At 61.5% G+C, this 14,009-nt stretch carries 14 protein-coding genes; 7 read left to right on the top strand and 7 right to left on the bottom strand.

Annotated features, from left to right (window positions below; genetic code table 11):
• Positions 1–5: 5 nt before the first annotated feature.
• Both VI234_RS12135 and VI234_RS12140 read right to left on the bottom strand, forming a co-directional pair.
• Entirely contained in the window at positions 6–908 is a 903-nt protein-coding gene (locus VI234_RS12135) for a universal stress protein (protein ID WP_008311799.1), read from the bottom strand.
• A gap of 221 nt (positions 909–1,129) precedes the next feature.
• Positions 1,130–1,612 carry a DUF2267 domain-containing protein gene (locus VI234_RS12140; RefSeq protein ID WP_008311797.1) on the bottom strand — a complete coding sequence of 161 codons (483 nt, stop codon included), beginning with the start codon at positions 1,610–1,612 and terminating at the stop codon, positions 1,130–1,132.
• A 223-nt stretch (positions 1,613–1,835) separates the two neighbouring features.
• Here VI234_RS12140 and VI234_RS12145 point away from each other — a divergent pair, with 223 nt between their 5' ends.
• The 5 genes from VI234_RS12145 to VI234_RS12165 all read left to right on the top strand — a co-directional run bounded on the left by VI234_RS12145 (position 1,836) and on the right by VI234_RS12165 (position 4,588).
• Positions 1,836–2,315 carry a pyridoxamine 5'-phosphate oxidase family protein gene (locus VI234_RS12145; RefSeq protein WP_336330149.1) on the top strand — a complete coding sequence of 160 codons (480 nt, stop codon included), beginning with the start codon at positions 1,836–1,838 and terminating at the stop codon, positions 2,313–2,315.
• A 170-nt stretch (positions 2,316–2,485) separates the two neighbouring features.
• Complete coding sequence (locus VI234_RS12150; protein WP_008311793.1) at positions 2,486–2,908, top strand: universal stress protein; 423 nt, start codon at positions 2,486–2,488, stop codon at positions 2,906–2,908.
• A gap of 187 nt (positions 2,909–3,095) precedes the next feature.
• Positions 3,096–3,371, top strand: a complete 276-nt coding sequence (locus VI234_RS12155) for a DUF7471 family protein (RefSeq protein ID WP_004595131.1) — start codon at positions 3,096–3,098, stop codon at positions 3,369–3,371.
• A gap of 58 nt (positions 3,372–3,429) precedes the next feature.
• A complete protein-coding gene (locus tag VI234_RS12160) occupies positions 3,430–3,990 on the top strand; it encodes a nitrous oxide reductase accessory protein NosL (RefSeq protein WP_336330150.1) in 561 nt (186 codons plus the stop codon).
• A gap of 70 nt (positions 3,991–4,060) precedes the next feature.
• Positions 4,061–4,588 (top strand): winged helix-turn-helix transcriptional regulator, encoded by a 528-nt coding sequence (locus VI234_RS12165; protein ID WP_008311786.1) that lies wholly within the window; start codon positions 4,061–4,063, stop codon positions 4,586–4,588.
• A 2-nt stretch (positions 4,589–4,590) separates the two neighbouring features.
• Here VI234_RS12165 and VI234_RS12170 read toward each other — a convergent pair whose 3' ends face one another.
• The 4 genes from VI234_RS12170 to VI234_RS12185 all read right to left on the bottom strand — a co-directional run bounded on the left by VI234_RS12170 (position 4,591) and on the right by VI234_RS12185 (position 9,553).
• Entirely contained in the window at positions 4,591–5,403 is an 813-nt protein-coding gene (locus tag VI234_RS12170; RefSeq protein WP_049943020.1) for an ABC transporter permease subunit, read from the bottom strand.
• The gene (locus VI234_RS12175; RefSeq protein ID WP_008311784.1) at positions 5,400–6,125 is read right to left on the bottom strand and encodes an ABC transporter ATP-binding protein; all 726 of its coding nucleotides are present in this window, start codon (positions 6,123–6,125) and stop codon (positions 5,400–5,402) included. Before VI234_RS12175 ends, VI234_RS12170 begins: the two co-directional genes overlap by 4 nt.
• Positions 6,122–8,035, bottom strand: coding sequence for a NosD domain-containing protein (locus VI234_RS12180; RefSeq protein WP_336330151.1), 1,914 nt, complete (start codon positions 8,033–8,035; stop codon positions 6,122–6,124). The genes VI234_RS12175 and VI234_RS12180 overlap by 4 nt, the downstream gene beginning before the upstream one ends.
• A 189-nt stretch (positions 8,036–8,224) precedes the next feature.
• Entirely contained in the window at positions 8,225–9,553 is a 1,329-nt protein-coding gene (locus VI234_RS12185; RefSeq protein WP_336330152.1) for an RNA-guided endonuclease InsQ/TnpB family protein, read from the bottom strand.
• A 266-nt stretch (positions 9,554–9,819) separates the two neighbouring features.
• Between VI234_RS12185 and fdhF the strand changes: the two genes are divergently transcribed.
• Together fdhF and VI234_RS12195 are read left to right on the top strand one after the other, a co-directional pair.
• The gene (fdhF, locus tag VI234_RS12190; RefSeq protein ID WP_336330153.1) at positions 9,820–11,871 is read left to right on the top strand and encodes a formate dehydrogenase subunit alpha; all 2,052 of its coding nucleotides are present in this window, start codon (positions 9,820–9,822) and stop codon (positions 11,869–11,871) included.
• A 152-nt stretch (positions 11,872–12,023) separates the two neighbouring features.
• The gene (locus VI234_RS12195) at positions 12,024–12,302 is read left to right on the top strand and encodes a hypothetical protein (protein WP_008311780.1); all 279 of its coding nucleotides are present in this window, start codon (positions 12,024–12,026) and stop codon (positions 12,300–12,302) included.
• A 159-nt stretch (positions 12,303–12,461) separates the two neighbouring features.
• Here VI234_RS12195 and VI234_RS12200 read toward each other — a convergent pair whose 3' ends face one another.
• On the bottom strand, positions 12,462–13,847 hold the full coding sequence (locus tag VI234_RS12200) for a permease (RefSeq protein ID WP_336330154.1): 1,386 nt from the start codon (positions 13,845–13,847) through the stop codon (positions 12,462–12,464).
• Between the last annotated feature and the right edge of the window lie 162 nt (positions 13,848–14,009).

The raw sequence follows: 14,009 nt of genomic DNA on the forward strand, positions 1-14,009 counted from the left end.
TGTCTTCAGGCCTCGTCACCGCGCTGGTCTCGGGCGTTGACTGCGAGTACAGGCATATCGGCGTGTCTGATGATCCGTTCTGTCGTGCTTCCCACGAGGAACCGGTTGAGACCGGTCCGACCGGCCGTCCCCATGGCGATCAGATCGATGCCGTTCTCGTCAGCGTACTCAAGAATATCTGCCGCCGGGAATCCACTGACGACCCGTGTGACAGTTTCCACTCCGGATTCGCGTGCTCGTGCCGCAATCCGCTCTGTCACTTTCTCCCCTTGGGACTCCAGGGACTCGATCAGGTCTTTCGGTAGCGTGTATTCGGAGCCGGTTGCGATATTGCTGAGGTTGACGACGTTCAGTGCGTGAACGCGGGCGTCGAACTGCGCCGCAATCTCGCATGCGGGCTCAACTGCGGCCGCTGCAGGTGTGCTTCCGTCCGTCGGGACGAGGATATCGTCGTAGGGAGCGGTGTCGCGACTTCGGTCGGTTGCACGGACAGTGAGAACAGGGACGTCGGCCTGCCGAACGACGCTCTCTGTCACGCTCCCGGCGAGATATCGCCCGACGCCTGTGCGGCCGTGCGTTCCCATCGCAATCAGGTCCACGTCATGGTCGTCGCGGTATGCGCAAATCTCGTCAACTGGATCTCCCTTGCGGATAGTCGTCTGAATCGCTCCGGCGGCGTCCACCGCGTCCGTGATAGCCGCGACTGTTTCTTCGGCGTCGGCCGTCATGCGGTCGAGTGTCTCGTCTTCGAGATCGTCGCCGCTGAACGGCCCGCCTGCTGTTCGCGTGTCGATGACAGCGATGACGTGCAGGCTCGCGCCGAACGCACGGGCCAGCGCTGCCCCGTGCTCGGCGGCCCGGGTCGCGTGTTCGCTGCCGTCAGTCGGGACCAGAATTGAATCGAACATTGCTGTGTTTACGAATTGTTGCTGTCAGTAAATAAACTGTAGTCGCGATTCTCACGCTATTAGAAATCCGGCGGCTGAGATCGGCGTCTCGAATAGTTAGACTGCGTTGCCAGCAGTTCTCGTCGGTACACCTCCCAAAGTATGAGGGGAAGGCGTAACAATCGTACAGTTATTACCAGATTGTGTCAAGATATATTCGTTTGAAACCGATATGAGAGCTGCTACTGACTGTCCCACTGAGGGGCTTCAGCAGACTTTTGTGGACCACCGCCGGTTTGCACCTCTTCCGCCTCGCCCCAGCCACCGGCATCGACTATGCTGAAGAGTTCGCGCCAGTTTTCCTCGTCCGCACTTTCGGGGAGTTGGCCGCGGAGGTCCTGAAAATCGGCGGCCGGGACCGCCGTATGCATCAGGTCAACAACGACGCGTGCGTGGTACGCTGCGTCCGACGGTTCAACCCCTTCTATTTCGGCGACACGGTCGACGAACTCCGTCCAGTCAAACCGCTGCCCGTGGTCGCGGACGGCGCCGGTCATATACCACTTGATTTCCATCGGGAGGGAGGCAGCGAAGTCCGCGGCGTTCTCCGCGGGAATGCGCTGTCCCAGGGGTAGCAGTGTCGCGCGGGTCGCCCGAACGGCCTCACCAGTACCGGGTAGTTCAAGCCTGTGCTGTATCTCGCCGGTGAACTCATCGAAGTCCATGTATTCGTGTTGGTAGTGCAACAATATAGCGTCCGGTGGGACTTCTCACTGGCTGAAAACCAGCGGGCATACGTACTACCGTCCGACGAGTATCGGCCGACTTCGGCGATATAACAGTATCTGTGCCGTATTGTGAACAGCCACTCCCTCTGAGAAGTCCGCTCTACTTTTTTTAGCGTGGGGTTGCATTCGTGATACGTAACCGGATGATCAGACGCGACCTATGACAATCGACCAATTAGAAGAGTACGGACTCGAACAGATGGACGACGAAGCGATTCGGGAATTCCTCGCCACACACTCGACCGGAGTCTTGGGGCTTCCGACGGCGGATGTCCCGTATCTGCTGCCGTTATCGTACGGCTTCGACGACGGAGCCTGCCTCTATTTCACCTATCTCCTCGGCGAATCGAGTCGGAAAGCGGAACTGACTGAGCGAGCCGGCCGTGGCCGGTTTCTCGTCTACGACATCGACACGGCGTTCGAGTGGCAGAGCGTGATGCTTGCCGGCGATATCAGCAGTGTGCCTGAGGACGAATGGTCGGATATCACGGCGATGACACAGAACGCCTGGCGACCCAACACGCTCCAGACGGCCACCACCTCCGGCGGGGTCGCACTCTACGAGTTCGAGATAACGGACCTTGCCGGTATCCGACAGACCGGACTGGCACCCGACTTCCGGGAGAACATCGAACCGTGATTGCCACCGACTTGGGGAGGAAATGGCGGTTTAGCCGTTGTAAATACGATACGCGCCACCTCCGAAAATCGAACGGATCGATATGTGGACGGGTTCCCAATACAACAATAGATTATTAGCTTGTGATAATGGTCAGCGGATTGAAATAGGAAGCGGTGCATTCTTTTAGTATGTACGACACGATTGTGGTCGCGACCGACGGCAGTGCTGACGCGAACCGCGCAGCGACACACGCGCTCGAACAGGCCGAGCAACACGGTGCCGAGCTTCACGCCGTCTTTGTTGTCGATACGGACCGACACGCCGAGCCAGCCCTCAGTAGTATGGAACTGGAGACCATCGAAATCGAGGAATGGGGGAACGATGAACTCGCAGAGGTCGCCGAGAGGGGTGACGCGCTCGGCGTCGAGGTCACCACTCGCTGCTGTCACGGGAAACCGTACGTGGAGATCATCAGCTATGCCGACGAGGTCGACGCTGACCTGATCGTGCTCGGATACCACGGCCATTCTCACACGAAAACTGGTCAAATGGGAAGCGTGACCGACCGAGTCGTCCAGAACGCGGGACGACCGGTGCTGGTGGCTACCTGAGAGAGTGACACAGAGACCCTTTCAAACGGGCATACACCGGCGGAACTGTCTCAGAGCACTCACCTCGGCGTAAGAGTCAGGCGCAGCAACGACTGCGACCGAAACCGATTCCAGTGTCACCGTCTGATCTATGATCTGAGCGATGCTCCAACCGACGGCTGACTGGATTAGTCCCGGTCAATCCGCAATGTTGATCGCCGTGCTGGGACTCGCTACGCTCGGAACGCTGGCGCTGTTTTTCGTCGCGGCGGCCAGTACACACCGACGCCGGTCGCGGCCGTACGTTCTGTTGACTGTCGCTATCGGGTTGCTGGTCCTTCGGTCCGTGGTCGGCATCGGGACTGTACTCGGGGCTGTCCCGATGGTAGTACATCACCTCACCGAACACGGGTTCGACTTCCTCATCGCGCTGCTGGTGCTGAGTGCGATCTATTCGGTCGCGCCGCCGAGCGTCCCCGACTGACCGGCGTTTCGACGCTCGCACCACGAACCATTTGGTGTCGTCTAGTGTACTATCTAGTATGTCTGACTATGCACCAGCCCTGACACGCCGGCACTTCATCGTCGGGACCGCGACAGTCGTGTCGCTCTCGGGGTGTCTGGGGACCAGTGAAGAGATGAAACCGGTCGCCATCGAGAGCGGACAGAACTGTGACCAGTGTGGGATGGTCATCGACCAGCACCCGGGTCCAGTCGGCCAAACGTACTATCAGGACAACACGCCCGAGGGGCACGACCCGCCAGCACGGTTCTGCAGTACGACCTGCACGTATCGCCACCGGTTCGCCAAAGAACAGTCGGGGTGGACGCCCGCGGAGACGTTCCTGACCGACTACAGTGCAACCGACTACGATGTCCGGACTGATGGGGGCAAGACCATCATCTCCCGGCACTTGGAGTCAGAGGCGTTCGCTTCGACTGAAGAGCTCACAGTCGTCGCGAATTCGGAGATAGAGGGGTCGATGGGGACCGCCATCGTCCCGTTCAGCGACAGCGCGGACGCCGAGTCGTTCGCCGAGGAGTACGGCGGCCAGACCCTCCCTGCCGAGGACATAACGCGAGAACTGGTGGGCGGGATGTAAGCGGGTTCCCGCGCAGTGAGAACGTCCGATACCCTGTTGTCCCGGTGGCTGGAAAGCCGTACTGAAGACTATGTCCACGGTTACTGAGCAAGTGCGTTCCCACGTCGAGTCCAAACCGGGAGTCCATTTCAACGCGCTTGCGGCAGATCTCGATATCGCGACTGGGCAGGCACAGTATCACCTGCGGAAACTACGCCGCACCGGCGACGTCGTCGCCGAGGAGATTCAGGGCAAGACGCACTATTACAGCCGGGAGTACGATCCCTGGGAGCGACGTGTACTCGCGTTTGCCCGGCGCGAAACTGCGCGGACGCTTCTCCTGCATCTGCTTGAAGCAGAGTCCCTGTCGGCAGACGAACTGACCGACCGGCTGGGAGTCGCCCGGAGTACGGTTTCCTGGCACGTTTCGACACTGGCCGACGCGGGGATACTCGAAAAGTCGTACGGCGAACGGGGGCGTGTCGTCGTGGCCCTGACCGACCCTGACGAGACACGGCGGCTGCTCGCTGCAGTCCGTCCATCGCTCACGGACCGTCTCATCGACCGGTTCACGCGGCTGGTCGACGGCGGACTCGCGGCCGCAACGGACGACGGCTGAAATCAGGCCGCATCCGTCGCAAGCATCGCCCCTACGAACGTGAGTCCCCACCAGAACAGGAGCGAGAGGGCGGCGACCCACGTCGGGACGAACGCTGACCGGCCCGGAACAGCGACGTACAGGACCTGATCGAACACGAGTCCGCGATACGCGCCCGCCGGAGTCATGGCGAGCGCGCCGCCGAGTGTGCCCGTCGTGACGCCGGTGTCGAGCGCTGCAAACACCGCGAGGTCACTGCCGACGGTGAGGACAAGCAGCCCGGCGAGTGCGAGCACGAGTGCTCGGCCCCGGCTTCGGGCGAGCGCCGACAGCAGGAACGCGATAGTCAGGGACGTGAGCGCGTACAGGACCGTCAACGCCACGAACCGGATGAACAGGAACGGCGAGTCGACGCCGCGATGGCTCGCAAACACCGTTGTCTCCGGTCCCGCGGTCGTCGCCACGTTGACGCCCAGCGCCAGCAGCGGGACGACGACAATGGTGAGCAACAGGAGGGCACGACCCGCGTACACCCCCCCGACGTACGACCACGTCGAGAGCGGGTAGGTGTCGAGGATATCGAGTTCACCCCGGACGGCGGGGTCGGCTATCGCGCGATAGCCGACCGCGAAGGCAAGCGTCGGCACGAGTACTTCGACGGCGACGAGCGTATCGACGACGGTTGGAACGTAGCCGCCAGCGGGGCCGCCCCCGGCGTAGGCGAGGCCGAACAGGACAATCCCCGTGACCAGTCCGAGCACGAGATAGGTGCGTGTCCTGACCGCACTCCGGACCTCTCGCACGAAGACCGTCCAGAATCGGTTTCCGTTCATCATGACTGCTCACCCCCCGGAGCGGCGATAGCAGCTCTGTCCTGATCCAGAAGCGCCGTGAACGTCTCGTGGAGCGGCCCCCCGGTCTGTTCCCGCAGGGATTCGACCGACCCGGTCCGAACGAGGCGGCCGGATTCGAGCACTACGAGTCGGTCGGCCGTCGCCTCGACTAGCGGTAGTTCGTGTGAGCAGAGAACCACGGCGCGACCGGCGTCGGCAATCGATTCAATGATATCGAATATCAGCCGACTCATCGCCGGGTCGAGACCGCTTGCCGGTTCGTCGAGCATCACGATGGGTGGGTCACCGGCCAGTGCCTGTGCGATTCCCAGGAGGCGCGTCATCCCCCCGGAGAGCCCGGACACGGGACGGCCGGCCACTTCTTCGAGGCCGACACGTTCCAGGAGCCGGTCCGGGTCGTCGTCGACGAGGTCCGCGTAGAACGCGGCGGTCTCCCGGACGCTAAAGCCCGGCCGGAAGGTCGGCCGCTGTGGCAGGTAGCCCAGCTGGCGTTCGGCCTCAGGCCCGCTGTACGAGACGGTGCCGCTGGTCGGTCGCTCGACGCCCAGAAGCACGCGCAGGAGCGTCGATTTCCCGGACCCGTTCGGGCCGATGAACCCGGTCACGGCGTCGGACGGCACGTCGAGTGAGACCTCTGAAACGGCTGTCACGTCGCCGTACTTCTTCGTGACCTCGTCCGCCGTGAGGTACGTCTCGCCAGTCATGCTGCCCCCTCCATCGAGGTCTCGTTTCGAAGATGCCTGACGGCCTCGGGGTTAGCAGGGTCTGTCAGGGGTGCCCTGTCGACGATGCTTCCCCGGCGGAAGCCGGGCGTGGTTCCGCGGAGTGCCCGGAGACCCCGGACACTCGGTGCCGACCTGAGGACGACCGCAGCGTCGGTCTGGTGGAGGCGACGGTCGACGGAGTCGGTAGGCGAGTAGGACTGGACCAACACCGGGCCAGCCCCCCCAGTGAGGTCGTACGCACCGCTCCAGTAGTTCCCCCTGCCTTCGTGCGTGTACACGCGTTGCGGCCCCGGTCCCGAGACCGCGTGACGGTCGTTCGCGATGAAATCGTTCTCGGTGACGATGTTCGACGGGACGACCGTCGATGCTCGCACGCCGATGTCGTTCCCGTAGAGGACGTTGTGCTCGTACAGGGACCGGTCGGCGTTTGTCGACATCGCTTGGTCGGTGTCGACTACCACGTTGTGCGCAATATAGCTCCGGGAGCCGGCTAACATGACGCCGCTGCCGGAGTGGCGCACGTCGTTCCCGACGATGGCGTTCGCCACGGGGTTCGTCATGACGACGACGCCGGCGTACTCCTCCCCCCGGGCGACGTTGTCCGCAACGAGCGACCGGGAGGTGTACATCAGGTGGACGCCGAAGCGATTGTCCCTGAACGTGTTGTTCCGGACAGCGGTCCCGTCGGCCCGGTGGAGGTACACGCCGTCACGCCCACCGTTGAACACCGAATCCTGCACGACAATCGGCCCGTGCATCCCGATGACGCCCATGAACCCGTCTTGCCAGTCTGCCGTCCCGTTGACCGTGACGTTCTCGACGACCGCACCGGGGGTCCGCCGCAGAACGACGCCGCTGGCGGGCGTCTCGACGCTGACGTTCGCAACGTACAGTCCGGACGCGTTGCGCCCGGTAACGGCGGCGTCGCTGTTGCCGTAGGCGGTCGTCACGGTTGCGTCCCAGGCGCTATCGCTGGCGTTCGTCGGGTCGCCGACCGTCTTGTTTCCGACACCGACGATGTCGAACCCGGTGACACCGACCCGGTCGGAAGTCACTGTCACGACCGTCCCGTTCCCGCCGCCGTCGAGCGTCGCCCCGGGACCGCTGAGGGTGAGCGGCTTGTCTATCGTCACCCGCTCGTCGTAGGTGCCAGCTGGGACAACGACCGTCGTGTTCGGCGGTGCCGCGTCGACGGCTCCCTGTATCGTCTGAGCATCGGTTCCGACTTCGACCGAAACAGGCCGGTTTCGGCGTTCTCGCGCCGCCTGCACACTGGCATCCGCATCGTTCCGCCGCGGACCGACCTGGTTTCGGATCGCCCCCGCTTGTTCGAGGTCGAACGACTGGGTCTTGAGGGTCTCCCAGTCGATGGTTCGTCCGCCACATTTGTCGGCAAACGCCGCGGCGTCGTCACGGTCGGCGAACGGCACAACCGCCGGACCGGACGGGACCCTCGCCGACCCATCGACGACGTAGTGGGCCTGATTGGCTTCGACCCAGTCCGGCGGTGTGGCGGTCCGGAGAGAGCCGTCGTCGCCGCACCTGACCGGCCTGTCACTGTAGTCGGAAACGTACACCGCGAGCGGATAGCCGAACTGCTGCTCGTGCCCCGGTTCCGTGAGCGCGGTCACAGCCTGGTCGAGGCCGACGTAGCCGACGACGTAGCGGTACTGCGAGTAGAAGACCTCTACTTTCGGGACGCTAATGCTCTGGTTCCGTGCGATCTGTTCGTCGGCCATCGTGATCCCACGTTGGACGGTGTTATCGAACGGTACTGGTTCAGGTCGGGCGCTGCTGATATCGACAGCGAACGACGCGGCGAAAACCAGTGAGCAGAGGACTACCGCGAGTAGCGCGAAGACTTGCACGGTCGTCAGGGCTGGTCGCATCTACCGGCCCTACGACCGATGTCCCATTACAGTGTTTGGTGCGCCTCTCGAAACTGGCGGCGCACCCGCAAGCACGGTCAGCTGCGACAGCCCGAAAACGGGTCTAGCACTGTTCCAAAACGGAGGTTATTGACACACTATTGACATCCTCCTCCGCGTGAACGCGGAGGAATCCCAAGCGTGGGGATATTAAGATCTACAGTCCACCACCTCTGTCTGCGGTTGGAATCCGCAGGAGAGGTCGTACAGGTAGACTGAAGGCTGTGCCAACCAGCCGGTACACCTATCCCCGGACAACTGCCCGGAAGACTCGGAGTTACTTTCATCGTCGCTGTTTATCTCGAGACGGATGTTCTCCGCCCCATTCACATCCGCGTTGAACGCATCATCGTGTTCCTCGCACACGTACAGACCACGTTCAACACGCTGATTCTCATCTGTTTTCCCGCACACGCAACACGTCTTACTGGTATCGCGTTCGTCCACTTCGTTCACTTCGATACCTTCCACTTTCGCCTTGTACGTGAGAATCGAAGTGAAGCGGTCGAACGCCCAGCCGTGCAAGTCGAGGTTGCCGTGCCGACCCCAGTTTTTCGCCTCGCCATCGCCGTCTTCACGCACTCCTTCCAAGTCACCAACATTGATTCGGCCAACCTGTTTCTCAACACACCGCTCAACGATGTGCTTGGCGAGACTGTGGAAGAAGTGGCTGCGGCGTTCACTCCATTTCGTATGGAGTCGGGTTGCTCGCTTGCCGCCTGAGTCGTCGCACTTGGCGATTTCTTTCGGGAAGTAGTACCCGTCTTGTTTCAGACGGTTGCCCGGATACAGGTCGGCTTCTTCGGTACTGTAGGCTACGGCGGCGAAATTGCAGATGCCGAGGTCGATGCCAGCGGTTTCATCACCGGGAGCGTCTGGGGGTTCAATCTCGTCTTTGCAGACGATGTGAAGCTCCCACTGACCTTTCGCACGGTTGTAGACGGCACGCACCTGTTGGACGTTCTCAACAGTCGCGTCAGGCCGGGTTTCGTATTCGACCAGCATATACTCCCACGCTTTCGGGTGTTCTTTGTGATTCGCGCCTTTCGACAGGCGAATCTTGTTGTGTTTCTTGTCGTGCTTGAACCCGTTCTGCTTCCATGTCACGGTGGAACGCGGGTGTTCTTCGTGAACACGGTTGCCGTCTTGGTCGTAGTAGTTGCGTTTGCGGTACCCCGGCGGGTTCGCACGGTCATCGGACTTGCGTTTCTGATACCACGAGTGAAAGCTTTCAGCAAGCTCCTCAAGAACTCGCTGACTGGACTGGCTATGCAGCCCATTGTATTTGATGTGGTCTTTCAACTCGCGTTTCAAGTCTTCATGGTCGGGAATCTCGCCGGTTTCGTCCCAGACGTTGCGGGCGTGATAGTTGGCGACGTTCCAGAGTTTGCTGGCACTCCACCCATGCCGGTCAAGCGACTCTCCAACCTGTGAGTGGTTGCAGATTTTCGCTTGGTGGGTGCGGTGAACTTCCAGCATCGTTTGGAACGGCTCTATAAGCGGTTATAACAGTCTAAATTGTAAATATTGCGGTTGGCGTTGAATATCCAGACGTGGTGTAGCTGGGGGTTTGGTCATCGGAGTGTCGGCTTCATCACCCGCCTGTTTAGTCCTCGGTTCCGACTAGCGGTCGGAACACTCGTCCCTCACGGGAAGGCGGGTGTATTCGCCTCGAATCTCTATAAACCCGCACAGGTTTTACCGGTCGGCTACTTGTATCTGCGTTCCGTTTGTTCGAAAGAGTAATGAGTGACAGTCAGGATCAAAACCCCCGGGCCGAGCAGACAGTCTGTCCCTACTGTGGCGTCGGCTGTACGATAGAGTACGCGGGCAACGGCAAAGCAACCGGAACAGCGGGGCCGGTGAATACGAGTGGTGAGGTCTGTCCGAAAGGCGTGGCCGCATTCGACGTAGTTGCGCATGAGGACCGGCTGACGGAGCCGCTTGTCCGTGAGGGCGGTCACTTCGTCACTGCTCCCTGGGAAACTGCCCTGAGTCGCGTCGCTGCTGAACTCTCGGAAATCATCGACCAGCACGGGCCAGACGCCGTCGAGTTCTTCGCGTCATCGAACTGTACGAACGAGGAGAACTACGTCTTCCAGAAGATTGCCCGGATGCTCGGCACCAACAACGTCGACAACTGCGCTCGCCTCTGTCATTCCTCGACGGTCGCCGCGATGAGCGAGCGCCTCGGTGCCGGGGCGATGACGAACACGCTCGATGACCTGGCCGAAACCGACTGTCTACTCGTCACCGGTGCGAATCCAGCCGAACAGCATCCCGTCATTTTCCGGTCGTACTTCTTGCCGGCGATTCGCAACGGAGCCACACTCATCCATATCGACCCGCGCGAGACGGACACGACCGACGCCGCCGACATCCACCTCGACGTCCGTCCCGGATACGACATCCAGCTCCTCAATTCGATGGCCAAAGTCGTTCTCGAGGAGGGACTCGTCGACGAGTCGTTCATCAAGGAGCGAACGACTGGCTATACAGATCTGACAGCACATCTCGACGATGCCGACATCGAATCGGGTGCCGACGCAGCCGGTGTTGCACCGGAAAGCGTCCGGGAGGCGGCCCGAGCATACGCCGAGGCCGATACAGCGGCAATCGTCACCGGAATGGGGATGAGCCAGCACACGTCCGGGACCGACAACGTGCACGCGCTGTTGAACCTCGCGCTGCTGACCGGGAACGTCGGTCGCCCGGGAACCGGCGTGAACCCGCTCCGCGGCCAGAACAACGTCCAGGGAGCCGGCGACGTCGGCGCGCTTCCCAACGTGCTCCCCGGCTACGAACCCGTCACGGACCCGGAATCCCGACAGCGTGTCGCCGACGAGTGGGGCGTCGAGCCGCCGAACGAACCCGGCCTGACGGAGACCACTGCGACACACCAGTTCGGTGACGCCGTCAAGGCTGCGGTCGTGTTCGGCGAGAACCCGGCCGTCACGGAACCGAACGCCAGTTCTGTCAGGGCCGGTTTCGACGAGCTCGATTTCTGTGTCGTCATCGACCTCTTCGAAACAGCGACCGTCGACCACGCCGACGTCGTGCTTCCGGGGAGCAGTTGGGCGGAGAAAGCGGGGACCGTGACCAACACGGACCGGCGAGTGATGCGGATGCGACCGAACGCTGACCTGCCCGAGAACGCCCGCCGTGACCTAGATATCCTCACGGACCTCGGCCGGCGGCTGGTCGGCCAGTCGGATGCGTTCGACTACGACGGCCCGGAAGCGGTGTTCGAGGAGCTGACGCGGGTCAACCCACTGTACGCCGGCATGAGTTACGACGGTATCGGTGACAGCTACCAGCGGTGGCCGTTCCCGGCGGACGCCGATTCCGGCACCGACGTGCTCCATACGGAGACGTTCGCCTCTGGCGAGCAAACCGCTCCGCTGGTCCCAGTCTCGCCGTCGCCACCGGCCGATGCCGTTGCCGAGAAACAACTCGTTCTCACGACCGGGCGCGCACTCCAGCACTTCAACAGCGGCGCGCTCACTCGGCGGTCGGAGACACTCATGCGGATGCGCGGGGAAGACGTCCTCGAAATCCACCCGGACGATGCCGCCGCTCGGAATATCGAGGACGGCGATACTGTCGTCGTCGAGAGCGAACGCGGCAGCGTGACAGTGCCGGCGGCCGTGACGGCGGCCATTCGACCCGGGGTCGTGTTCTGTACGTTCCACTATCTGGACCCGCTCGCAAACGCCCTGACCGGCGATGCGCTCGACCCCGTCGCCGAGATTCCCGAGTACAAGCATTCGGCGGTGACAGTGCGAAAGGCAGGGTAGAACCAGTGGGAGACCGGTCGTACAGGTGGCCAATTCGAACGGCATGTGAAGCGTTGTCGACGCGCTCTACTCACCAATAAAACAGTTTCTACGTTTCTCAATGCGGTGGATTAGTCGCAATAGTCATTCTTGTCGGATGGGTAGGTAATCGTATGTTGGATAGTCGAAACAGTCGCAAACTCAGTGCAGCAGTCGTACTTTTCCACGGCGTCGTGACTGCGCTCTTCCCGCAGATAAGTGTCAAATTCATCAAAGCCATGATCGGGAAGAACTTCGACAATGCGTCCGAGTTGCAGGTGAAGCCAGCGTATCGCCGGCAGTTGCGCGCGGTTGGCGTTGGTATGGTCGCCGCAGCCGGTACGGATCTCCTGTTGCAGAGTGCTGGGGAGACAGACGACGACCTCCCCGCAGCTGACGGGGGCGACGAGTAACACGGTCAACAATACGGTTAAATCTGGGTAGTCGCGGTCCTAAAGACAGCAATTCAAATCCGCCACACAGCCAGGCCTCGCAACTTCTGTCTAAAGGTACTGCTGTGTACACACTGGCCGTCGCCGAAGCAGGTGTTGGCGGCTGTGACGAAACAGCCGTCAGTGGTCGTGTCCCTCCATCACCATCGGGTGTCCGGTGGCGTACGCGCCCGGGTTCGAATCGAAGGCGTCTCTGCAGGTCTGTGAGCAGAAATAATACGTCGTCCCCTCGTGGGACGCGCTCGATTTCGCCTCGTCGGTCCGCATCCCACACACCGGGTCGCGGTACTGCCCGGGCGAACCGAGGCCGCGGCGGTACACGTACAGGAGAAACCCAGAGAGCGCGAAGGCGACGAGGTTGAGGTAAAACGTGTAGTTGAGTTCGAAGTACGTCTGTTCGGTCGCCGTCTCCCCGCCGGCCAGGTCCGGGACGACGCCGAGGGCGTCGAAGACCAGTTCCATGAGGAAGCCGGTGAACGCCATCGTCACGAAGAAGACGGCGAGGATGTACAGCATCACCGTCCAGCCGTAGTACTTCCGGTAGACGTTCAACACGGGGATCGTGATGAGGTCGGCGTAGACGAACGCGATGACGCCGGCGAAGCTGATGCCGCCGCCCCAGAGTGCGACGGCGAATGGGACGTTACCCATACTGCCGACGAAGCTGACGACGGCGATGGCGACGCCCATGATCGCGTTCTCGGCGGTTACGAGCAGGCCATCACCCTGGACGAACAGCGTGTTCCACACCCACTGCGGGACGAAGACGATGACGAACCCGGAGACGAGAAAGCCCGCGATGACGTCCTTCCAGATCATCGACCACTCCTTGCGGTACTGGTTCCCGATCTTGTACCAGCCGCCCCAGGACAGCAACTCCTCGCGCCACCCGCCGCGACTGGACGTGGTCTGCAGGTAGGTCTCCATACAGCCCTCCGAGCAGAACTGCAGCGTCTCCCCGCCGTCGGTCGTGAGTGTGTACTCGTCTGTGCCCTCCATCCCGCATGTGGGGTCCTCAGTTGCGCCCGACGCTCGGTCACGCTCGTTGAGCGTCGTACGCACTTCGTCGAACAGGGTCTCGGGGAGTGTGAAGTGGACGATGACGGCCATGACAGCGATGAGGATGAGGCCGCCGAGCAGTTCGGCGACGAGGAACTCCCAGCCCAGCAGAATCAGTATCATCAACCCGAGTTCGACGATGAGGTTCGTCGACGCGAACATGAACGCCAGGAAGTTCACCGCGTGAGCACCTTTCTTGAACAACCCCTTCCCGATGGCGACGGCCCCGAAACTGCACCCACTGCTCGCTGCCCCGAACGCGGTCGCTTTGGTGAGGCCGGCCAGATCACCGTCGCCCAGCACGTCTGCCATTCGCTCTTTCGAGACGTAGACCTGAACGAGACTCGTAATCGTGAGGCCCATGATGATCGCCCACGCGGCTGTCCAGAGGAATCCGACACCGATACGGAGGGCTTCAACCACCCCGTCGATCATCGTGGCCTGCATAACGGTACTATCGTAGGGGTCGTCTTTTGCAGTTTCCCTTAAGATATCGTGCCTATAGCCGGCTTCAGCTGTGGAAACAAAAATATGGGGGTGCGAATTCATATGAATCTAAGGCGCAACCGCATTGAACTATGACCACGTACGTAACAGTAGAGGCGAACC

Origin of the sequence: Haloarcula sp. CGMCC 1.2071, from assembly GCF_037078445.1 — an archaeon.
GTDB lineage: Archaea > Halobacteriota > Halobacteria > Halobacteriales > Haloarculaceae > Haloarcula > Haloarcula amylolytica.